Below are 20769 nucleotides of genomic sequence, written 5' to 3' on the forward strand. Positions count from 1 at the left end.
CCGCCGGAGACACCGCGGCGGACGCGGACGCGGCGGGACGCGCGCCGGTCGCGTACGCGCCCTACGTCAACGCCTCCACCGCCTCCGCCACCGACGCGGCGGGCTCCCCCACGACGTACAACCTCGCCTTCGTCATCTCCTCCGGCGACGGCTGCGCCCCGGCCTGGGACGGTGTCCAGGACGTCGACGACGCGCAGGTGACGTCCCGGATCGCGGCGCTCGCCCGGACCGGCGCCGACATGCGGGTCTCCTTCGGCGGCGCCCACGGCGACGAGCTGGCGGCCGCCTGCGACACCGCCGAGGACCTGGCCGAGGCGTACGGCGCGGCGCTGGACGCGGCCGGCACCACCCGCGCCGACTTCGACATCGAGGGCGACGACCTCACGGACTCCCCCTCCGTGGACCGGCGTTCGGAGGCGATCGCCCTGCTCCAGGAGGAACGCGACGGCCTGGAGGTGACGTTCACCCTCCCGGTCATGCCGTCCGGGCTCGACGAGGAGAGCCTGGCGCTGCTGGAGTCGGCGAACGACCACGACGTCGAGGTCGCCACCGTCAACCTCATGACGATGAACTACGCCGAGTCGTACGACGGCGACATGGGCGACTACGCGCTCGAAGCCGCCCGGTCGGCGCACGCCCAGCTGCGGGACGTCTTCGGGCTGTCCGGGGCCGAGGCATGGCGGGGCATGGCGCTCACCCCGATGCTCGGTGTCAACGACGTGGCGAACGAGACGTTCACGCTCGAGGACGCGGAGCAGGTGCGGGCCTTCGCCGAGGACCACGGTGTCGCATGGGTGTCGGTGTGGTCGGCGTTCCGGGACCGCCCCTGCGACGGGGACGCCGCGGACGACCCGCTGACCGACTGCAGCGGGGTGGAGCAGGAGGCCGGCGCGTTCGGGGACGCGTTGGCGGGGTGAGGAGCGCCGGCCGCGCCGTCAGCGCCGCCGGTGCACCAGACGGCCGCCGACGACGGTGGCCACGCAGGTGGACGCGCCCTGCCGGACCAGGGCCTCGCGGTCGGGCACGTCGAACACCGCGAACCGCGCGGGGCTCCCGGCGGTCAGCGCCGGCAGCAGCACGAGCGGCACCGGCGAGAGCGCCGGGGGGCCGGACAGCCCGGGCGGACGGCCGCCGAACACGAGCCCGGCCCTGCGGACGGCGTCCAGGGCCTCCCGGCCACGGATCTCGCCGGCCACCGCGACCGTACCGTGGGCCAGCAGGCGCTGCACCCCGCGCCGCGCACTGGCGCCCCGCGCGGCGGGCGCGGAGGCGAGGAGCGCCCGCGCCCGCAGCCCGAACAGCGGCTCGGTGCCGAGCCGGTCCGCCTCGCGCGGGTCGGGGTGGTAGGCCTGCTCCAGCAGCTCCGGGCCGTACGGGTTGAGCAGTCCGGGCGTCAGGATGCCGGGCCACCGCCGCAGCCGGGCGTCCGGGTGCGCGGCGGCCAGCTCCTCGTACGGGCCGACGGCGGCGATCCGCGCGCCGTCGACCAGGACGGCGGTCCCGGGCGAGGCCTCGGCGACGTGAAGTGTCAGCACGGGACGCTCAGTTGGCGGGCAGGAGCTTCAGCTCCGGGTGGGCCGTGCCGCCCTCGATGGCGGTGGACGAGATGTGCGAGACGACGCGGTCGTCGACCGGGTCGTTCGCCGGGTCGTCGTGCACGACGAGGTGCTCGTACGTCGTCGAACGCTGCGCCGGGACCCGGCCCGCCTTGCGGATCAGGTCGATGATCTCCAGCCGGTTGGAGCGGTGCTTGGCGCCGGCGGAGGAGACGACGTTCTCCTCCAGCATGATCGAACCGAGGTCGTCCGCGCCGTAGTGCAGCGAGAGCTGGCCGACCTCCTTGCCGGTGGTCAGCCACGAGCCCTGGATGTGGGCGACGTTGTCCAGGAAGAGCCGGGCGATCGCGATCATGCGCAGGTACTCGAAGAGGGTCGCCTGCGTGCGGCCCTTCAGGTGGTTGTTCTCGGGCTGGTAGGTGTACGGGATGAACGCCCGGAAGCCGCCCGTGCGGTCCTGCACGTCACGGATCATCCGCAGGTGCTCGATCCGCTCCGCGTTGGTCTCGCCCGTGCCCATCAGCATCGTGGAGGTGGACTCCACACCCAGGTTGTGGGCGATCTCCATGATCTCCAGCCACCGCTCGCCGGACTCCTTCAGCGGGGCGATCGCCTTGCGCGGACGCTCCGGCAGCAGCTCGGCACCCGCGCCGGCGAAGGAGTCGAGACCGGCCGCGTGGATCCGCGTGACGGCCTCCTCGACCGAGACGCCGGAGATCCGGGCCATGTGCTCGACCTCGCTCGCCCCCAGGCTGTGGATGACGAGCTGCGGGAACTCCTTCTTGATGGCCGCGAAGTGCTTCTCGTAGTACTCCACGCCGTAGTCCGGGTGGTGACCGCCCTGGAACATGATCTGCGTGCCGCCCAGCTCGACCGTCTCCGCGCAGCGCCGCAGGATGTCGTCCAGGTCCCGGGTCCAGCCCTTCTTCGTGTCCTTCGGGGCCGCGTAGAAGGCGCAGAACTTGCACGCCGTGACACACACGTTCGTGTAGTTGATGTTCCGCTCGATGATGTACGTCGCGATGTGCTCGGTCCCCGCGTACCTGCGGCGGCGCACGGCGTCGGCGGCGGCGCCCAGCGCGTGCAGCGGCGCGTCACGGTAGAGGACCAGGGCCTCTTCGGGGGTGATCCGCCCACCGGCGGCGGCACGGTCGAGGACGGGCTGAAGGTCGGCCTTCTCGGTCACCGGTGTCCCTTTCGCAGGGGTGTGGACGGACGGAATCAGCGTACGTCAGCCGTCCCGGCGCGCCGACGTCAGGCCGTGTACGCGCCGATCAGCAGCCCGACGAACGCCCCGCTGATCAGGAACGGGCCGAACGGGATCGACGTCTTGCGGCCCGCCTTCCGGGCGACGACGAGCGCGCCCCCGTACAGCGCCCCGCACAGGAACCCGGCGAGGGTGCCGAGCAGCACCGTGGGCCAGCCGTACCAGCCGAGGACCGCGCCCGCGCCGAGCGCCAGCTTCACGTCGCCGAAGCCCATGCCGGCCGGGTTGATCAGGAACAGCACGAAGTAGCCGGCGCCGAGCGCGAGCGCGCCCAGCAGGGCGGTGGTCCACTCCCCGGCGTGCTCGGGGACCAGCGCGGTCAGGCCCAGCAGCGCCAGGGCCGTCGCCGCGAAGGGCAGGGTGAGCGGGTCGGGCAGCCGCTGCACCCGGAAGTCGACCGTCGCGAGCAGCACGCCCGCGGGCGCCAGCAGCAGCCACACGGCCAGCTCCGGCCGGGTCCCGGTGGCGGCGGCGAGGGCGGCGCACACCAGCGCGGTGACCGTGACGGGGACGGGGGCGCCGGTGCCGTACGGGGCTCCCCGGCACGCCCGGCAGCGGGCCGGGCCGAGCCAGCCCGCGAGCGGGTGTCCCTGCGGGCACGCCGAGCGCCACTGCTCCCCCGCCGGGACGGCGAACCGGTGGGCGGCGCGGGGCAGCAGCGCGCCGGCCGCCGCGCCCCACAGCGCGGCGACGGCGATCAGCGCGTACTCCAGGCCCCCGGTCATCCCGTACGGCCGCTCAGCCGGCCGCCGCGACCGCGTCGCGCCACGTCGGCAGCAGGTCGTCGAGCAGCGCCTCGGTGCGCGGCGGCAGCCCGCGCGCCCCGCTGCGGGCCACCAGGTCGGACGCCAGGGCGGTGAGCCGCGCCGGGTCGTCCAGGGCGTGGGTGGCCCGCAGCAGTCCGTTCCACAGCCGCTCGTCGGCCGGAGCCGTGCGCAGCGCCGCGTTCAGCGCCTCGATGGCCTTCTCCGCACGGTCCTTCTCCATGTGGAACTCGGCGAGCGCGAGCCCGGTGTCCGCGACGAGCAGCGGGAGCTGCGCGTCGACGATCTCGTGGGTGAGCCAGCGGTAGCGCCCCTCCGGCCGGTCGGCCAGCAGCGGACCGCGCACCAGCACCAGCGCGTCGGTGAGCAGCCGCCCGCGCACCGCCCGGCTGTCGACGCCCTTGCCCTGCGTGGCCTCGTGGTACAGCGAGCGCAGCACGTCCAGGTCGGACACCACGGACTTGGCGAGAGTGAGCCGGCCGTTGTCGTCGGTGCGCAGCCGCGGGGTGCCGTCGGGGTCGGTGCCCAGCCAGTCCCGCAGCCGGTCGAGGAGCGCCTGGCGCACGTCGTCGGTGACGCCGCGCGGCCACAGCGCGGAGGACAGCACCCGCGGGTGCACGCCCTCGCGGTGCAGCAGCAGCAGCGCCAGCGCCTCGTGCAGCAGCGCGCTGCGCTCGCCGTCCGGCGTCTCCAGGCCGATGATCTCGTACGGCCCGACCAGGCGCGCGTACACCGCGGGGCGGCCCTGCTCGCTGATGTCGACGAGGAACGGCGGCGCGGTGCCGGGCCCGTCCGGGCTGCGGTCCGGGTCGGCGTCGGTGAACAGCTCGACGACCGCACGCCGGTGGGCGGCGGGCAGGAGCTGCGCGTCGAGTTCCAGCCCGAGCAGCGGGGCGAGCAGCCGGCCCTCGCCGGTGATCTCCATCTCCCAGGCGGCGCCCGGCAGATCGCCGCTGCCGGTGCCGACGAGGTAGCCGATGCCCAGGCGGCTCGCGTCGGCGGCGAGTTCGGCGAGCGTCATGGCGTCCTCGGGGGACGGCTCGGCGGCCAGCAGCACCAGGTGCGGGGCCCAACGGGTGTGCTGGGCCGGGCCGGTACGGCCGGTGAGCACCGAGTCATGGCCGGCGGCGCCGAGCGCGCCGCGCCGCTGCCGGGTCTCCGCCTCCATCGTCTCGATCAGCGCCTCGATGCCGTCGAGGTGGCGCAGCCGGCTGGGCGCGAGGGCGGTGAGGTCCTCGCCGAAGCCGACGAGGGTGATGGTCATGCGGTCCGACCAGCCGTTGGTGGCCAGTTCGGCGGCGACGGACGCGAACACCGCCGCGCGGTCCTCCTCACGGCCGCTCAGCGACACGATGCCGGGGACCGACTCCAGGTTGAGCAGCAGCCGGGAGTCGTCCATGGTGCCGAGGCTGACCAGGCCGGGGTAGGGCGCGGCGGTGTCGACGTCCTCGTACGACTCGGCGTCGGCGCGGGCCAGCATCCAGAACGTCTGGTCCTGCCCGAGCTGCCACGGGGACGGCGGCTTGCCGGACGGCTGGGCGAGCTGGAGGTGCAGGTCGCCGTTGCTCAGCCAGGCCGCGTAGACCGTGGGCAGCGGACGGGACTCGGCGGCCAGCGACGCGGCGAGCCCGCGCAGCGACCGGTCGAGGAGCCGTACGCCCTCGGGGTCGGCGCCGACCAGCAGCGCGTCCTGCACGTCGAGGGCGTCACCGGTGGGCGTGGGCGGCTCCATGCCGCGCCGCCCGCCGATCCCGGCGAACGCCGACTGCCACAGGGCCTGCCGGCGCCGGTGGCCGAGCGCCCCGAGCAGACCGGCGGCCAGCAGGGGCGCGGTGAGCAGGGCCTCGGGCAGCCCGAAGGACGAGGAGTCCTGGGCGGGCGTGGCGGCCTGCTCGGGCGCGGGACGCTTGAGGTCGGCGTGGCCGGTGCCGGGGGCGGGGCGCTGCTCGGGCAGGCCGACCTGGGCGGTGTCGCCGCCGCTGCCTTGTGCCTGGTCGCCGCCTTGTGCCTGGTCGCTGCCCTGTGCGTGGTCTCCGCCGCCGGACGCGCCGTCGCCGGTCCTCGCGTAGTCGCTGATCTGCTCCCGCACCTCGGGCGAGACCTCGGGGGCGTCGTCCGGCATCTCGACGAGGTCGCCGCCGCGCGCGTCGCCGGGCATCTCCATGATCCAGCCGGGCCGGATCAGACTGGCCTCGGACAGCCGCGAACCGTCCGGCTGCACCCGGTCCTTGTTGAGCTCGAAGATCTCCTTGTAGCGGCGGCCGTCGCCGAGGTGCCGCTCGGCGATCTCCCACAGGGAGTCGTGGTGACGCCCCTCGGGCGGCTGGATCCGGTAGAACTTCGTGTCGCCCTGCTTCTCGGCCGCGGCGGGGGCCGCCTCGCTGTGCGAGGCCTGCTCGGCGACCGCGGCGGCGGCGCCGGCCGCCTGCTCCTGCTGCTGGGCGAACAGCCCCGGCGTCTGCTGGGCGGCGGCCACGGTGGGCCGCTGGGTGTCGTCGAAGGTCTGGCCGAGCTGCGCGAGCGACGGGGTGAAGCTGGCGGCGGTCGCGCCGACGAGCAGCAGCGCGGCGACGAGCTGCCGGGCGAGCAGCTGGCTGGGCCCGGCGCCGGGCACCCGCCCCGGCACCCCGACGCCCGACAGGGCGGCCTTCATCTCCACCAGCACGCATGCGGTGAACTGCGCCCAGGCGAGCCACACGACGAACGTGAGGATGCCGAGGAACGTCGAGACGGAGATGTCCTGCTTGAGCCACTCCATCGGCTCGAACGTCTCCGGGAACGGCCAGCCCGCCGTCATCGCCAGCGCGGCCGGCACCCCGACGAGCAGCACCGCGAGCGCCACGAACGCCAGGAACGCCTTCACGAAGTCCCCGAACGTCCGCTGCCGCACCCGCACGGGCTGCGGCGTCCGGTTCCTCGGGGCCGTCGAGCTGGACGAGCTGGGACTGCGGCGTCGCGGCATGGCGGGTGTCCTGAGGTGTGGGAGGAAGGGGTCGTTGAGGCTAAGGGGATCTTATTGACTCGAATGGCCGCAGTCGAAGGGGTGCCGCAGGTCTCCGGCCGACAGGTCCCTATCCCTGCCGCCCCGCCTCGCCCCGGGGCGCTTCTCACGTCCCCCACACGATCCGCCGGGGCCTCACAAATGCCCCTGACAGCTTCGTTGTCGCCTACATACAGCCGACAACAGGGGGAATCGTCCGTGGCCCGCAGTGCCCGTCTTCGACCCCGAGGTCGTGCTCGGCTCCGGGGGCGACAACGCGGTGCTGAACTACGGCACCGACGAGAGCAAGGCGTCGACGCGCAACCTCAAGACCGGCCAGGTGGAGGGCAATCCGCCCGGCACGGACCCCGAGGTCTTCTACTCCGTGTCGATGACGAAGAACGAGCAGGGCGTCTGGCAGACGGTCTCCGTCCGCTCGGAGCGGGGAGGCTGCCAGAAGTGAGGATGCGTCGCGCTCTCGCACCTCTGGTGCTGGTCACGACGCTTCTGGCACCTGGACCCGCCCACGCCGTCGGTGGGGGCGGCACCCGGGGCGACGGTCCCGTCGGCGGCGTCAACGGCAACGAGCTGACGGCCAAGGCGTCCACGTCCCGCATCAAGGTCACCCATACCAGTGGCCCCACGGGCGGCAAAGGCACCCTGTCGTCGGTCGACCCGACCTGGGAACCACCGCCCTGCTGGTACGAGCCCGTGTTCACGCCGGAGCAGCTGAAGAACTTCGCGGAGACAGAGGCCGCCGGGGACGTCAGCATCCGGCAGGGCTGGTACGGCGAAGGGCTGTGGACCGACCACTTCAGGGACGGCAAGGAAGCCCGGAACTACTTCGGCACGCCCGCGAACGTGCCCGGCTACAAGAACTACAACCTGGGCAGGGACGGTTACTTCTGGCGCGGCGTCGCCCCTGACTGGTCCGCCCTCGACGACACCTCGCTGTGCAGCCGTCTCATGTTCTGGCAGGACGCGGGCGAGGTCCCGGACGAACCGGAGGCCCCGACACCGGAGGTGCTCGCCGCGTACGCCTACGACAAGGTCAAGGTCCCGGAGACCGAGATCGAGCTGAAGCCGACGAACCGCTCCACGGTGAACCTGCCCACCTGGGTCTGGCTGGACAAGGCCGCCTTCAAGGACGTCACCGTCCGCGCGGAGCTCCCCCACACCGGGCTGTGGGCCGAGACCACCGCCAAGCCCGTCGCCCTGCACCTGGACCCGGGCACGAAGGACGCGGAGACGTACCCCGCCTCCGGCGACTGCGAGATCGACGCCGACGGCTCCATCGGCACCCCGTACACGCGGGGCAGCGCGGACGAGATTCCGCCGTGCGGGATCCGCTACCTGCGCGCCTCGGGCGGCGAACCGTACCGCCTGACCGCGTCGATCACCTGGGAGATCTCCTGGCAGGGCACGGGCGGCGCCCAGGGCGACCTCCCCGACGGCACGTTCGAGACGACCCAGGACATGACCGTGCAGGAGATCCAGTCGGTCAACCGCTGACCGGTGTCCGCGACGCCCCGGCCCGGGCCGGCCCGGCCCGGCCCGGCCTTCCGGGTCGTACCCTTCTCAGGGTGAGGGTCGGCCGCGGGTCACCGAGGGGGAATTCACATGGGTGAGGGAAAGAGCGATCTCGCGCTTCCGTTGTCCGATCTGGAGGACTACGGGCGCCGGCTGCGGTCGGTGAAGACGCGGATGAATCACACGAAGAAGCTCTTCGACCAGTACAAGGACGACATCGGCGACGGCGGCGTGAACGACGCGCTCTCCGACTTCGAGTCGAACTGGGAGGACGGGCGCGAGGACATCACGCAGCAGCTCGACGCGCTCGCCGACATGTCCGACGCGGTGGTCCGTGAATTCAACAAGCTCGAGAACGAACTCACCAAGCAGGTCAACGAGAAGATGAAGGTCGAGGACAAGCGGGAGAAGAAATGAGCCCGGCCCCGGCCCGCGAACGGACCGGAGCCGGGTACGGCACTCAGACCATCGTGGTGTGCACGGCGCCCGCGTGGCTCACCGAACCGCCGAGACCGGCGGAGACGCTGAGGGGACCCGCTTCGGCGTACACACCCACGCCGACGGAACCGTGCCCGAGGACGACGGCCACGCCGGCGTCGAGGCCGGCGGAGACGGACTGACCGCCGGAGACGTGGTCCAGGTCGGCGTCGGAGAGTTCGGCGGTTTCCACTCGGGGGACGAGGTTCATGGGGGCGTGTTTCCCTTCGTATCGGACAGTGCGTCGCGAGAATGTCCGCCGAGTTCCGTCGGGGAATACGGAATTGCCTGCCGCGACGGACCGCGACCGCGGCACCGATCAAAGCACGCGAGGATGCGGTCGACCAGGGGCGTCCGTGCGGCAGCGCATGCCGGAGCGTCACGCACGTCACAGATGTGACGGACAGGCCGTGAGGAGACCGCAGCTTCTTCACGTCCGCCCTTCGTACATGACCCCTCACCGGAATTGCGGCGCCGAAATGCGGCGTGCCGACCGGTATTCGTACCCGCCGTGGGAAGGCCAGGTGAACCCTGTGCCGATTTTCTGGTTTCTTCGGTCAGGGCCGTCCGGGGCCGCGGCCGGCCGGAGCGCGGGCTCGTCGTCCGACGCGGCGTCAGCCGACCTCGTTCTCCGCCACGGCCTGCCCGTGCACCACCACGTCGCCGCCGTAGAACATCCCCGTGAACACGGGCGAGTACGTCAGCTGGACCTCGACCTCGACCGCGTCGACCGTCGCCGTCACGCAGTGGGTGGCGGCGATGTCCGGGCCGGACATGTCCATCTCGCGGGCGAAGGCCTTCACCCGGGCGTCGCAGTTCTCGAAGTTGATGGGGGCGGGGCCGCCCTCGTTGTCGTAGAGGGCCTCGCGGTCGATGTCCTGGGCGGCGAAGCGGGCCGCCTGTTCCGCGATGTCCGCCGCGCGCTCCCGCTTGGAGATCGACATGCCGCCGTCGATGACGAACGCCGCCAGGGAGAGGAAGACCAGCGTGAAGATGATGACCGCGCCGGCGCCCGAGCCGCGGTCGTCCAGCCGCGTACGGCGGTCCGACAGCCAGTTCCGCACCCGCGCACGCGCCGCCCTCACGCCGTCCTCCGGTACGGGTCGAGCGGCGAGCTGAAGCTCGCGGTCAGCGTCGTCGGGATGTCCAGGCCCAGCATGGCGAGGCCCCGCACCTCGCAGCTCACCTCGACGCTGAACAGGGTGTCCGGCTCGAAGCCCCGGCTGGTCTGGACGACGGTCACCGGGCCCGAGCACACGTCCCGGAGGTTGGCCTCCGCCGCCGCCCGCGCCTCGGCCATCGCCGTGGCGTGGTCCTTCTGGATCGACCCCGCACGGGCCGCGTCCCGCGCCGCGCCGTCCAACGCGCCCCGCCCGTCGACCAGTTGGCCGAAGCCCACCAGGACGAGAATGAACAGGATCATCACCGGCGCGAGGATGACGACCTCGACGGTGGACAGACCCTGGTCGGAGGTTTCCTGCCACGTCTCCCGCAGACTCCGGAGGGAACGGCGCATCAGTTCTCCCCCTCCTGCACGAACCGCTCCACCGGTCCCGCCGACCGCGCGTGCACCGTCAGGTCCAGGCCCGGGAACACCGTCGGGATACGGGCGGTGATCTCCACGCCCACCGTGTTCTGCTCCGGCTGCAGCATCTTCACGTCCGGGGCGATCACCAACTGCGGCCCCAGCTGCTGGATATAGCTGTCCACGACCTCGCGCGCCTCGCCCCGCCAGCCGCCCGGCTCCGCGTCCGCCGTCGCCCGCGCCTTGCGCGCGCCCGCCTGCGCCGCCGCCTGGGCGACATGATCGGCGAAGAAGTACAGCGCGAACTGCACCGTCGCGAAGATCATGAAGAACAGGACGGGCGTGAGGAACACGAACTCGATCGCGGTCATGCCGGAATCGCCGCGGGCGGAGGCGGCCTCCACCCGTCGGCGTACCCAGCTGCGTACGCGCACCGGCATCCCCGTCGACGTCGAGTAGGTGTGTGCGGTCAGCAGGTCTTGCCCGCGTCCGCGCCCTTGATGCAGTCGCCGACCTTGTTGGCGCCCTCGCTGAGCGCGGCGTTGATGATCGCGGCCACCACGCCGACGATCGCCACGACGACGGCCGAGATGATGACCCACTCGACCGCGGAGGCGCCGCGGTCCAGCTCGCCGGAGCGGGCCCGCTCGACGCGCGCCCGCATGAAGGTGACCAGGAAGTCGACGGCGGGGATGCCGGTGTGGAAGGTACGTCCGTTCATGACGCGTTGTCCTCTCGAATTCGGTTCACGGAAGTTCTGACGTACGGCGTGCGGTCCGCGGTTCGCGGCTCACCGGTCCGGTATCTCACACCTGGAACACCCGCATCGCCGCAGGGAAGATCAGGAACACCAGGAACCCCGCGCACAGCAGCAGCTGCGCCACGAGCATCGACTGGGACTTCTCACCCGCGCTGCCCTCGATCTCGGCGAGTTCGCGGTGCCGCATGGTCTCGGCGCGCGAGGCGAGGGACTCCCGCACCTTCGCGCCGTCGTCCGCGACCAGCGCCAGCGAGGCGGAGAGGTCCTTGAGCTCCTCCACGCCCAGCTCCTCCCCGAGCGCGCCGAGCGCCTGCCACTGGCTGATGCCGGTGATCCGGGCGTCGGCGAGAGCGTTGCGGATCCGCTGCGTGGCCCAGCCGTCGGACACCTCGGCCGCCGCCATCAGCGCCTCGGGCAGACCCCGGCCGCCGGCCAGGCTCATCGACACCAGGTCCAGGTACGCGCCGATCACCCGGCGCAGGTCGCGCCGCTTCTCGGCGGCGTCCCGGCGCACCTCCAGGTCCGGCAGGACGAAGAACAGCACCGCGCACAGCAGCGCCAGCCACACCGGGATGACCGGGCTGCTGCCGAAGCCGAGCTGCCAGACGATGGCGAACAGGAACGGCCCGAAGAACAGACCCGCCACCGCCAGCAGCACCTTCGTCGCCAGGAACTTCTCCCAGCTGCGCTCCAGGACGGCCAGGTCGGCGCGGAGCGACCGCTGCTCCCAGCCCTGCTGCCGGTAGATCTCGGCGACCTTCTCGCCCACCTGCGCGCGCAGCGAGGCGAAGCGGCCGGACGGCTCCCGGTCCGTGGTCCGCGCCGACTCGTACGCCGTGCCGCGGGCCCGCATCGCGTCGATCCGGGCGACCTGCGAGAGGGCGCTGCGCTTGGTGGGCATCAGCGCGCGGACCAGGACGTAGACGCCCAGTCCGACGACCGCGCCGACGACCACCGGCATCGTCAGTTGGTCGTTCACCGGCGTACCCCCTCTTCCGGCTGGAACGGCGACGCCTGCGCGGGCCCGGCGCCCGGGGTGCGCGGACGCACCAGACGCACCGAGGAGTCGTCGCGTACGAGGAAGCGCTCGGGCGTCTCGATGGTGGACAGCTTGCGCAGCCACCAGAAGCCCAGCGCGAACAGCCCGCACACGCAGGCGAGGACGACCTGGCCGACGGCCGTGCCGTACGGCTCGACGAAGTCGCGGTTGAAGATGGACAGTCCGAGCACGAACGCGATCGACACGGCGACGACGATCTGCACCGAGCGGCGCGTGGACGCGCGCTGCGCCATCACGCGCTGCCGCATGTCGACCTCCTCGCGCGCCGACTTGGCGAGCGCGCCGAGCACCTGCCGCAAACCGGGGCCGCGCAGGCGGGCGTTGAGGATGAGGGCGGCGACGATGATGTCGGCGGAGGCGTCGTCGATCTCGTCGGCGAGCTGCTGGAGCGCCTCGGGCAGCGGGGTGCGGGCGCGCAGCCGGTCGACGAGCGCGTCGAGGTGCGGGCGCAGCACGGGCGCGGCGGCCCGCGCGGACGCCGGGATGGCCTGCTCCAGGCCGACCGCGCCGGCGATGGTGTCGCGCAGCGACTCCGTCCAGGAGGCGAGCGCCTCCACGCGCCGCATGGCGGCCCGCTCCTCGGAGGCGCCGCCGAAGAGGCGGTCCCAGAAGAAGACGAGCACGGCGGAGGCGATGCCCGCGACCGCCCAGCGGGTCATCAGCAGCACGGCGAGGCCGACGAGCGCGGCGAGTGAACCGCGCCGCCCGGCGAACCGGATCAGCTCGCCCGCCCGCTCGCTCGCCTTCTGCTTCTCGTGGTCGGGCTTCGCCGGAAGACCGCGTACGGCGACGAGGAACAGCGCGAGGCCGCCGCCGACGGCGACACCGCAGGCGAGCGCGTACAGCACAGTGGTGGAGAACAGTCCGCCCATGGCGCCGAGCGAGTCGAGCGCGGCGAGGTCGGTGGTCGTACGCGTCACCGGCTCACCCCCACGTTCCGCTGGGCCGGTAGCCGTGGGCCATCAGTTCCTCCAGGCAGGCTATGGGGGCGTGCGCGGCCACCCGGCCGTCGGGGGTCTCGGCGAACACCTCGCTGGACAGCACCCGCCCGTCGACGCCGTTCACCTCGCGCACGGAGGTCACCATGCGCTGGAGCCGGCCGCCGTTCTGGAAGCCGTTGCGCCGCTGGATGAAGACGACGAAGTTCACCGCGCCGGCGATGAGCATCTGGCTCGCCTCGATCGGCAGCCGCTCGGTGGCCTGGAGGGCGTAGGTGGAGATGCGGTTGAACACCTCGCTGGAGCTGTTGGCGTGAATCGTGGACAGCGAGCCGTCGTTGCCCTGCGACATCGCGTTCAGCATGGTCACGATCTCGTCGCCGAGCACCTCACCGACGATGACGCGGGAGGGGTTCATACGCAGTGACCGCCGGACCAGTTCCGCCATCGAAATGGCGCCCTGTCCCTCGGAGTTGGGCAGCCGCTCCTCGAACGCCACCACGTTGGGGTGCAGATCGGGGAAGGTGTCGAGGCCGAGCTCCAGGGCGCGTTCGACGGTGATGAGACGCTCGTGCGGCGGGATCTCGTTGGCGAGGGCGCGCAGCAGCGTCGTCTTTCCGGCGTTGGTGGCGCCCGCGATCATGATGTTCTTGCGGGCGCGGACCGCGCAGGCCAGGAAGTGCCCGAGCTCGGGTGTCAGCGTGCCGTTGCCGACCAGGTCGGAGATGAACACCTTGCCCATGCGGGCCCGGCGGATGGACAGCGCGGGCCGGCGGGCCACGTCCATGACGGCCGACAGACGCGAACCGTCCGGCAGCCGCAGGTCGAGCTGGGGGTTGGCGGAGTCGAAGGGCCGGGACGACAGACCGGAGTAGGCGCCCAGCACCTGGATCAGCTCGATGAGCTCCTCGTCGGTCTCGGCGACCGGCTCGCCGCGCACCTCGCGCCCGTCGGCGTAGCCGACGAACACCTGGTCGCAGCCGTTGATGTCGATGTTCTCGACCTCGGGGTCGTCGAGCAGCGGCTGGAGCCGCCCCACCCCGAAGAGGGCCGCGTGTACGGCGGCCGCGTACTGCTCCTCGGTCTCCGCGTCCAGCGGCGTACGGCCCGCGTTGATCTCGGAGCGGGCGTGCTCCTCGAGGATCTGGGCTATGACGGCACGGGCGTACTGCCGCTCGTCCTCGCCGGACATCGGCGTGACGCCGTTGACCTGGTCGAGGCGGCGCTGCTCCGCGATCCGGTCACCGGCGTCCTGACGGAACCGCTTGACCAGGGAGTGGTCGACAGCGGTCATCGCCCGGCTCCGTGACCCTGCGGCGGCGGACCTGCGTGCGCCTGCTGCTGGGCGGCCTGGGCCTGCGCGGCCTGCTGCTGCGCGGCCCAGGCGGCGCCGTACTGCTGGTAGACGTCGGCGGTGACCTTGCGGGCCGAGCGGATCAGCAGCGACTTGTCCAGCCGGCCGCGGCGGCGCCCGGCGAGCTGCTCGGCGCCGGCCGGGTCGTCGGCGAGGGTGCCGACGACGCGGGCGCCGGTCTGGGCGTGTACGAGCATGTCGTTGACCTGGCCGGCCAGCTTGGCCGCGTTGCCCGGGTCGGCGACCAGGACCACGCCGATGACGGGGCTGTTCAGGGTGGCGGCGCCGCGCGACCCGCCGTGCAGCTTGCCGGCCAGGGCGGCCGCCCGGTCCCGCACGCGGGCCAGCGCCTCGGGCTCGGTGCGCGAGATGAGCAGCACCAGGGAGGCGTGCGGGAACAGCTCGACGGCCGGGGTGTCGCCGCTGATGCGGCCGCAGTCGGCGATGACGTCGGCGGGCGCGTTGGGCGAGTCGGCGAGGGAGGCGAAGGCGCGCCCGAGCGTCGGCCACAGACCGGCCAGGCCGGCCGCCTGCTCGGCGACGCCCAGTCCGACGAGGACCTCGAGCCCGCCGCTCAACGGCTGAACGTGGTCCCAGAGTTGGTCGGGCACGAGGCCGCGCCGCGCGGTGGCGGCGATGGACAGCATGCCGGTGTTGGGGTTGAGCGGGCCGCCGTGCGCGGCGGCGCTGCGGTACACGAGGTCACCGCCCGCCGGGTCGGTCTCGGCGAGCAGCACGCGGCGCGGCCAGACCGCCGCGAGGGCGACGGCCGCGGTGGTGACGCCGGGGGAACCCTTGTCGGCGGCGAGGGCGATGAGGGCCATGGGTGGGGTGCCGCCTTCTAGTTGCCAGTGACGAGGACGAGAGCCACCTCGCCGTTGGAGGCGGCCTGGGTGAGCGCCGCGGCCTGCGCGTCGTCGACGAGCAGCGTCACGGGCAGGTTGGTGCTGCTGACGAGGTCGTCGCCCTTGGTCTCCTTGACGTAGTCGACGACCGCCTTCTCCACGATCACGGCGTCACCGCCGCCGGTGGAGCCGCCGGAGCCGCCGGTCTCGCCGTCGCCGGAGTCGGACCGGGAGGTCCCGCCGACGCGGTACGCGGCCACGGTGGCACCGGACTTGAGCCCCGCCGGGTACTGCCCCTCCTTCAGGGACAGGCCGACCAGGGACTTCCCCTCGGGCACGTCGGCCCCTTCGCCGAACATCTGGCCGACGGCGACCGCACCGCCGGGGATGGTGGTGACGGCCTTCAGCTTCTTCAGGGCGTCGAGCTGCGACCACTTGACGTAGTCGATGCCCGGGTCCTCGGCGACCATCACCGACGTGGTGTTGCTGTCGGTGACCGCCTGCCCGGCCGGGATGTCCTGGGTGATCTTGACGACCTCGATCCGGTCACCGGCCTGGAGCACGAGCATGGTGGCGCCGAGCGCGCCCACCAGGATCAGCAGCACGGCCAGCGCGGCGAGGGCGGGCTTGCGCTCACGGGGCGGAGTGGGAAGCCGGTCCCCGACCGACGGCCCGGCCGGCACCGCGGAACGACCCGCGCCCGCCCCCGTACGCTCCTGGATCTTCACGCAGCCGCTCCCCGTACACCCAAGATGATGTCTGCAAGTTCCCTGTAAGGACCGACACTTCACCCACGTCTGCTCGCGCACGGACAAGCCCGACGGGTCGGACCTACCCGCCCGACCTGGGCAAATAGCCAACACTGTGGTGAGTGTCAAGCCATCGCACCGTATCAGCCACACATAAGCCCCTCAAGACGGAACCCGCCTCACCCGGCTTGCCGCGCACACCGTTACTCATCTGCAATTTCACTGTTGAACAACCCAGTTGGGACCGGCCCACCGCCTGTGCGCGAGCGAACCCCCACCCCTCCCGGCCGACCACACACGCCATACGTCCCCTTACGCACCGCACATGAGCTCTGCACGATTCACTCACGAGGACGCGTGACGGCCATGCCCTGCTCGTCGCCCGGACCGGTGAGGGCGGAACGTACGGGGACAGGGGACTCAGAAGCGGCGGAAACACGAACGGAACTGCTTCCGTTGAACGGATCGACGCTGGCGAGCGACGCACGCCTGCTGGAGAAGGTGCGCGCGATCGGCGTGCGCCACGGCGTCGACTACACGGACGACGCGGCGGTGACCGCGTTGCTGGCGGAACGGCGCCGTACCTTGGAACGCATCCAGCGCGGCCCTCTGGTGTGGTGGGGCGCCCTCTTCCTCACGGCAGCCGTCTTCTGGCCGTTGCTGGCATCGGCATTCCCCGCCCTGGCGGGCGACCCGCTCCTGTCCTACGCCCCCACCGGCCCCCTGCTGCTCATAGCCGTGGCGTGTTTCACCGTCGTCCACGTCCGCTGGAAGCGTGAACTCACCCAGGGGGCCCTGACCGGTTACCGCGAGGTTTTGGGCCTCGCGGTAGCCCACGGCTACGAACCGGCCCACGTACCGGCGTGGCTGGAGGGCCGTACACCGGGCGTCAGCGAGAAGAGACGCGCGCCTGTCCCGACGTACCCCCGAGTGGACCCGCAGGAGCCGGACGCGACCGTCCGGACCGACGACTCCCCCACCGTCCCGCCGGTACCTCGGAGGCACTCGGCGGAACCGCGGACGCTCCTTGGTGCTGCACGACCGCCCGTGACGTCTCGGCCCCGGATCACCTACGGCACCCGGCTCCTCACACCTCAGGCATGAGCTCCTCACGATTCACCCACGCCCTGGTCAGGCAGGCCCCCCCGGCGAGGCATGCCGACCTGGCGAACCACATGCCGCACCGATACCGTCGTTGCCCTTGACTGCACATCTGTCTCACGGGGAGTCACTGTGAAGCGCCGCACCTTGCCCACCGCCGCCGCGTTCGCCGCCGCGACGGCTCTGCTGCTCACAGCTTGCGGAGGTGGGGACGACGGGTCCGCCGACAGCGACCAGATCGAGGGCGCGGGCCAGCGGTCGGAGCAGCCGAGCAAGTCGGCGGAGCCGGCGGCGCCGGAGCAGGAGAAGCCGGACGGTGTGGACGTGTCGCTGCCCGCGGACATGAAGCTGGTCTTCGACTGGGACAAGCCCGAGGACAACAACGAGGCGGCCGCCATGGACGACGCCGCGAACTATGTCCGAGCCATCTACCACGGCATCGACAAGCGCACGACCGACGACGCCGCCCTGGTGGCCTACTCCAAGGGCCAGGGACTGACGTACGGCCAGACGCAGATCAACGCCCGGCTCGAGGGCGGGTGGACGGCCACCGGCACCCGTCGCCACTACCAGGCCACCACGCGCTCGACGCCCGCCGGTGACGCGGTGGAAGTGGCCTTCTGCGTCGACTCGACCAAGTTCTATTCGAAGGAAGTGAAGACCGGGAAGGTGATCAAGGGTACGCCGAGCCTGACGGACTTCGACCACTTCAAGATCATCATGGTGAAGGCGCCTACCGGGGACGGCCTCTGGCAGGCGTCCGAGGTGTACGTGGAGGGGAAGGCGGCGAAGTGCCAGTGACCAAGCCACGCCTCACTTCCGCCGTCACCGGCGCGGTTGTCCTGACACTGGCTTTCGGTCTCACCCTCACGGGTACGGCCTACGCCGGGGAGATCCCCGGCAACACCGAGGGCGGCATGGAGCAGTCCGGCGGGAAGGACGACGGCGGCATCTACGCCACCGCCCGCATCACATACTCCGGCTCCGTCGCCGCGAACGGAAGCAAGGGGAACGTAACCTCCGCCGACGTCAACTGGACGCCGCCGCCCTGCTGGTACGCCCCCTACCTCGGCGCCAAGGACTTCAAGAAGAAGATGTCCGGGGACATCGAGAGCCAGATGAACGCCCCCGGCATGGGCGGCCACGCCGGCGCGGCGCTGAGCGAGCTGAAGCGTCACTACGAGGACGAGTACGGCTGGACCGACACTCCCGGCTACAAGGACTACAACGTCGACAAGGACGGCGAGGGCATGTTCTGGGCCGCCGTCGAGAACCCGAACGAGCCCGACCTGCTGAAGCGCAACTCCTGCAACGACCTCCCCTTCTGGGTCGACAACGGTGAAGCCCCGCCTCCCCAGTACGAGGAGGCCGTCACCCCGGAGATCCTCGCCGCGCTGGCGTACCAGCACATGCAACTGCCCGACACCGAGGTCAGCCTCGCACCGGAGCAGACCACCAAGGTGAACCTGCCCACCTGGGCGTGGCTGGACAAGGCCGTGTTCGACGACGTGCAGGCGACGGCCGCCATCAACGTGCCGGGCTTCAACATCGAGGCCACGACGACGGCGCGGCCGGTGTCCCTGACGCTGGAGCCCGGGACCGACGACGCCGTGACCTACCCGGCCTCCGGCGAGTGCACGATCAACGAGGACGACTCCATCGGCGAGCCGTACGCGAGGGGCAAGGCGGACCGCACTCCGCCGTGCGGCATCACGTACCTGCGTTCGTCGGGCGACGGGACGTACAACCTCCAGGCCACGATCACCTGGGACATCTCCTGGACCGGCACCGGCGGTGCGGGAGGCGACCTCCCCGACGGCACCTTCGGCAACGGGCAGGCCGTCACCGTCCAGGAAATCCAGGCAGTCAACCGCTGACAGCGGCCCGGTCCCGGCTCCGCCCGCGCGCCGGGCGGAGCCGTACGGACGTCACGGGCGAACCGCAGGCCGCCGTCGCCGTCACTCCACCCACCGCAGCGACCCCGCAATGGCCTCGCACAGCCGCAGCATCGGACCGGACATGCCGACGACCGGCGCGGAGAACGACAGGGTGAGGTAGCCCGTCCCGCCCGGCAGGACGACGTGAAGGTCCAGGGACGTCGGCCCCGCGACCCGGACCGCCCGGCCTGCCGGGACGTCGACCACGCCGACTTCACGCCGCCCGCCGTCCTCCCGTGCCTCGATCCACGCCGCGAACGCCTCGGGATCGGCCGGCGTCCCGCCCGGCGGCATGAGGGAGACGAGCAGGGACGCCGGCAGCCCTCCGTTGCGCGACAGGGTCAGCAGGTAGAACTCCATGGCGCCCCGCGCCAGACCCGCCTCCGCGGTGTTGCGCAGGGTGGCCCACACGTTCCGCGTCAGCTCGGCCGGGACCTGCCGGCCGTCCGCCTGCTTCTCCACGAAGGTCTTCAGCTGACGACGCCAGCGGTCCTGCATGAGGTCGACGCGGAACCACTCCCGCGGGACGAGCAGCCGGTAGTCCCGGGCGCCGGCCGTCGCCGGCGCGGCGCCGCTCCCGGACGACTCGCTCACCCCGGCATCACCAGGGGCGCCCCGGAGTCGTCGAAGAGGCGGACGCTCTTCACGATGCCGGCGAACATGGCGGAGAAGACGTCCCACCCCTCGACCGTGGGCGTCCCCATCTCCATCATCAGTACGGTGCCGTTGTCCAGGGGGATCTGCACCTGGATGAACGACGTCCAGATCGGCTCGTCCTGACCCGACTGCGTCAGCGCGCCGTCGACGTTCGAGGCCCGGTTGCCGACGCAGGTCACCGCCGGGCCGCACGGCAGGTGCACCTCGTCGACCTGGCCCAGCCCGAGGTGCCGCATCGTGGTCGCGATGAACCCGGCCGGGTTACGGCCCGCCCGCTCGTCGAGGTCCATGAGGCTGACGTTCACCGTCGCGGTGCACCGGACCCCGTCGACCTCCGTGGTGACGAACCCGGCGTACTGCACACCGGCCTCGATGAACTCGTCGTAGTGCGCCGCGCACATCGCGGCGTACTGGAGCTGCACCTCCTCGTCGGCGCCCGGCAGCGCCTGCTTGGCCAGGGCGACCAGCTGATCCGCCAGCTCGTCCAGGTCGTCCGCCTCAAAGGGCAGTTCGAAGAAGCCCTCGGGCATGATCCAGCGGACCTCTATGCCGTGGTCGCCCGTGAGCGTGCGCTGCGCGGCGTCAGCCGTTTCCGTGGTCATCTGCACCCTTGCTTCGGGACTGTTCGCGGTCGTCCACGTCGGGACGGAACGTCGCGGCGAACGGGTAGGGCCCGTAGTGCGGATAGTGGGCCGGGATCTCGGCCCCTCCGCGTCGGGCGATGTGCGCGATCTCGCGGTACTTCGCCGCACGCGCCCGCAGATTCTGCCGGACCGGGTCGCCCCAGACCCGGATCGCACTGCGTACGAAGAAGAAGATCTGCGTCACCAGGACGGCCGCCGCGACCGCCAGGTAGGCGTTCCGGGAGGTGGGGGTCTCCCAGTACTGGGCGACACCGCCCCAGTACACGACGGCGCCGAAGCCGACGAGCGCGAGCGGCACCCCGTGCTTGAAGCCGGCGCTGAACATTTCCTCCTCATCGGCATGGCGCCGGTGCAGAAGGTCCAGCACCGCCTCGTCGTCGAGGAAGTCGAACCGGAGCTCGCGTCCCGCCTCCTCAGCGGCCCGCTTCGCCTCCGGCACGCCGGCGATCACGGAGCCGTCGACCAACGTGGCGGTGTCACCGCCGCGTCGGCCGACGAACTGCCGCGGTCCCACATTCTGTTCATCGTGTGTCATGACATGTGCTTTCGATTGCGGGGGGGGGACCATGCCCTATGCCGCCAGGGCAGCGTTGAACGCCGTGGGCGAGACGCTCGGGGCGGGGCG

General features: G+C 71.9%; 24 protein-coding genes. 7 read left to right on the forward strand and 17 right to left on the reverse strand.

Going from position 1 to position 20769, the window contains the following annotated elements; all coding sequences use genetic code 11:
* On the forward strand, window positions 1-917 hold a 917-nt coding region (locus CCN29_RS02240), incomplete at its 5' end, for a chitinase (protein ID WP_086679835.1).
* An 18-nt stretch (window positions 918-935) separates the two neighbouring features.
* Here the strand turns inward: CCN29_RS02240 and CCN29_RS02245 are convergent.
* From CCN29_RS02245 to CCN29_RS02260, 4 genes are all read right to left on the reverse strand, one after another.
* Window positions 936-1535, reverse strand: a complete 600-nt coding sequence (locus CCN29_RS02245) for an imidazolonepropionase-like domain-containing protein (protein WP_031021932.1) — start codon at window positions 1533-1535, stop codon at window positions 936-938.
* A 7-nt stretch (window positions 1536-1542) separates the two neighbouring features.
* Complete coding sequence (gene mqnC / locus CCN29_RS02250) at window positions 1543-2742, reverse strand: cyclic dehypoxanthinyl futalosine synthase (protein ID WP_006133143.1); 1200 nt, start codon at window positions 2740-2742, stop codon at window positions 1543-1545.
* 68 nt (window positions 2743-2810) lie between these two features.
* On the reverse strand, window positions 2811-3548 hold the full coding sequence (locus tag CCN29_RS02255) for a prepilin peptidase (RefSeq protein WP_006133144.1): 738 nt from the start codon (window positions 3546-3548) through the stop codon (window positions 2811-2813).
* 13 nt (window positions 3549-3561) lie between these two features.
* Window positions 3562-6549, reverse strand: a complete 2988-nt coding sequence (locus CCN29_RS02260) for an AfsR/SARP family transcriptional regulator (protein ID WP_086679837.1) — start codon at window positions 6547-6549, stop codon at window positions 3562-3564.
* A 247-nt stretch (window positions 6550-6796) separates the two neighbouring features.
* On the opposite strand from CCN29_RS02260, the gene CCN29_RS02265 reads away from it, so the two are divergent.
* The 3 genes from CCN29_RS02265 to CCN29_RS02275 all read left to right on the forward strand — a co-directional run bounded on the left by CCN29_RS02265 (window position 6797) and on the right by CCN29_RS02275 (window position 8514).
* Window positions 6797-7030, forward strand: coding sequence for a hypothetical protein (locus tag CCN29_RS02265; protein ID WP_442538215.1), 234 nt, complete (start codon window positions 6797-6799; stop codon window positions 7028-7030).
* 2 nt (window positions 7031-7032) lie between these two features.
* Complete coding sequence (locus CCN29_RS02270; protein ID WP_442538216.1) at window positions 7033-8079, forward strand: hypothetical protein; 1047 nt, start codon at window positions 7033-7035, stop codon at window positions 8077-8079.
* A gap of 108 nt (window positions 8080-8187) precedes the next feature.
* Window positions 8188-8514, forward strand: a complete 327-nt coding sequence (locus CCN29_RS02275) for a hypothetical protein (protein ID WP_006133148.1) — start codon at window positions 8188-8190, stop codon at window positions 8512-8514.
* A gap of 43 nt (window positions 8515-8557) precedes the next feature.
* On the opposite strand, the gene CCN29_RS02280 is transcribed toward CCN29_RS02275, so the two are convergent.
* From CCN29_RS02280 to CCN29_RS02325, 10 genes are all read right to left on the reverse strand, one after another.
* Window positions 8558-8785 carry a hypothetical protein gene (locus CCN29_RS02280; RefSeq protein ID WP_031021882.1) on the reverse strand — a complete coding sequence of 76 codons (228 nt, stop codon included), beginning with the start codon at window positions 8783-8785 and terminating at the stop codon, window positions 8558-8560.
* 403 nt (window positions 8786-9188) lie between these two features.
* Window positions 9189-9659, reverse strand: a complete 471-nt coding sequence (locus CCN29_RS02285) for a pilus assembly protein TadG-related protein (RefSeq protein WP_086679842.1) — start codon at window positions 9657-9659, stop codon at window positions 9189-9191.
* Complete coding sequence (locus tag CCN29_RS02290) at window positions 9656-10090, reverse strand: TadE/TadG family type IV pilus assembly protein (RefSeq protein WP_006133152.1); 435 nt, start codon at window positions 10088-10090, stop codon at window positions 9656-9658. Before CCN29_RS02290 ends, CCN29_RS02285 begins: the two co-directional genes overlap by 4 nt.
* The gene (locus CCN29_RS02295; protein WP_228679082.1) at window positions 10090-10470 is read right to left on the reverse strand and encodes a TadE family protein; all 381 of its coding nucleotides are present in this window, start codon (window positions 10468-10470) and stop codon (window positions 10090-10092) included. The genes CCN29_RS02290 and CCN29_RS02295 overlap by 1 nt, the downstream gene beginning before the upstream one ends.
* 98 nt (window positions 10471-10568) lie before the next feature.
* A complete protein-coding gene (locus CCN29_RS02300; RefSeq protein WP_006133157.1) occupies window positions 10569-10820 on the reverse strand; it encodes a hypothetical protein in 252 nt (83 codons plus the stop codon).
* A gap of 85 nt (window positions 10821-10905) precedes the next feature.
* Window positions 10906-11820, reverse strand: a complete 915-nt coding sequence (locus CCN29_RS02305) for a type II secretion system F family protein (protein WP_031021879.1) — start codon at window positions 11818-11820, stop codon at window positions 10906-10908.
* A gap of 14 nt (window positions 11821-11834) precedes the next feature.
* Entirely contained in the window at window positions 11835-12791 is a 957-nt protein-coding gene (locus CCN29_RS02310; protein ID WP_037817467.1) for a type II secretion system F family protein, read from the reverse strand.
* Between the two features lie 52 nt (window positions 12792-12843).
* Window positions 12844-14151 carry a TadA family conjugal transfer-associated ATPase gene (locus CCN29_RS02315; RefSeq protein ID WP_006133162.1) on the reverse strand — a complete coding sequence of 436 codons (1308 nt, stop codon included), beginning with the start codon at window positions 14149-14151 and terminating at the stop codon, window positions 12844-12846.
* Window positions 14148-15035 carry a hypothetical protein gene (locus CCN29_RS02320; RefSeq protein WP_006133164.1) on the reverse strand — a complete coding sequence of 296 codons (888 nt, stop codon included), beginning with the start codon at window positions 15033-15035 and terminating at the stop codon, window positions 14148-14150. Before CCN29_RS02320 ends, CCN29_RS02315 begins: the two co-directional genes overlap by 4 nt.
* Before the next feature lie 17 nt (window positions 15036-15052).
* The gene (locus tag CCN29_RS02325; protein WP_031062925.1) at window positions 15053-15784 is read right to left on the reverse strand and encodes a hypothetical protein; all 732 of its coding nucleotides are present in this window, start codon (window positions 15782-15784) and stop codon (window positions 15053-15055) included.
* 477 nt (window positions 15785-16261) lie between these two features.
* On the opposite strand from CCN29_RS02325, the gene CCN29_RS02330 reads away from it, so the two are divergent.
* The 3 genes from CCN29_RS02330 (at window position 16262) to CCN29_RS02340 (ending at window position 18783) form a co-directional block, all read left to right on the forward strand.
* On the forward strand, window positions 16262-16909 hold the full coding sequence (locus CCN29_RS02330) for a hypothetical protein (RefSeq protein ID WP_086679844.1): 648 nt from the start codon (window positions 16262-16264) through the stop codon (window positions 16907-16909).
* 129 nt (window positions 16910-17038) lie between these two features.
* Window positions 17039-17707 carry a hypothetical protein gene (locus tag CCN29_RS02335; RefSeq protein ID WP_086679846.1) on the forward strand — a complete coding sequence of 223 codons (669 nt, stop codon included), beginning with the start codon at window positions 17039-17041 and terminating at the stop codon, window positions 17705-17707.
* A complete protein-coding gene (locus CCN29_RS02340) occupies window positions 17704-18783 on the forward strand; it encodes a hypothetical protein (RefSeq protein ID WP_107481664.1) in 1080 nt (359 codons plus the stop codon). Before CCN29_RS02335 ends, CCN29_RS02340 begins: the two co-directional genes overlap by 4 nt.
* A gap of 81 nt (window positions 18784-18864) precedes the next feature.
* Here the strand turns inward: CCN29_RS02340 and CCN29_RS02345 are convergent, their stop codons facing one another.
* Genes CCN29_RS02345 through CCN29_RS02355 form a run of 3 tightly spaced genes read right to left on the reverse strand, consistent with a single transcriptional unit; the run spans window position 18865 to window position 20658 of the window.
* On the reverse strand, window positions 18865-19437 hold the full coding sequence (locus CCN29_RS02345; protein ID WP_086679848.1) for a hypothetical protein: 573 nt from the start codon (window positions 19435-19437) through the stop codon (window positions 18865-18867).
* The gene (locus CCN29_RS02350; protein WP_031062933.1) at window positions 19434-20102 is read right to left on the reverse strand and encodes a hypothetical protein; all 669 of its coding nucleotides are present in this window, start codon (window positions 20100-20102) and stop codon (window positions 19434-19436) included. The genes CCN29_RS02345 and CCN29_RS02350 overlap by 4 nt, the downstream gene beginning before the upstream one ends.
* Window positions 20083-20658, reverse strand: coding sequence for a hypothetical protein (locus CCN29_RS02355; protein ID WP_006133177.1), 576 nt, complete (start codon window positions 20656-20658; stop codon window positions 20083-20085). The genes CCN29_RS02350 and CCN29_RS02355 overlap by 20 nt, the downstream gene beginning before the upstream one ends.
* Window positions 20659-20769: the final 111 nt, after the last annotated feature.

This window comes from Streptomyces pseudogriseolus (genome assembly GCA_002154585.1).
Classification (GTDB): Bacteria; Actinomycetota; Actinomycetes; order Streptomycetales; family Streptomycetaceae; genus Streptomyces; species Streptomyces pseudogriseolus.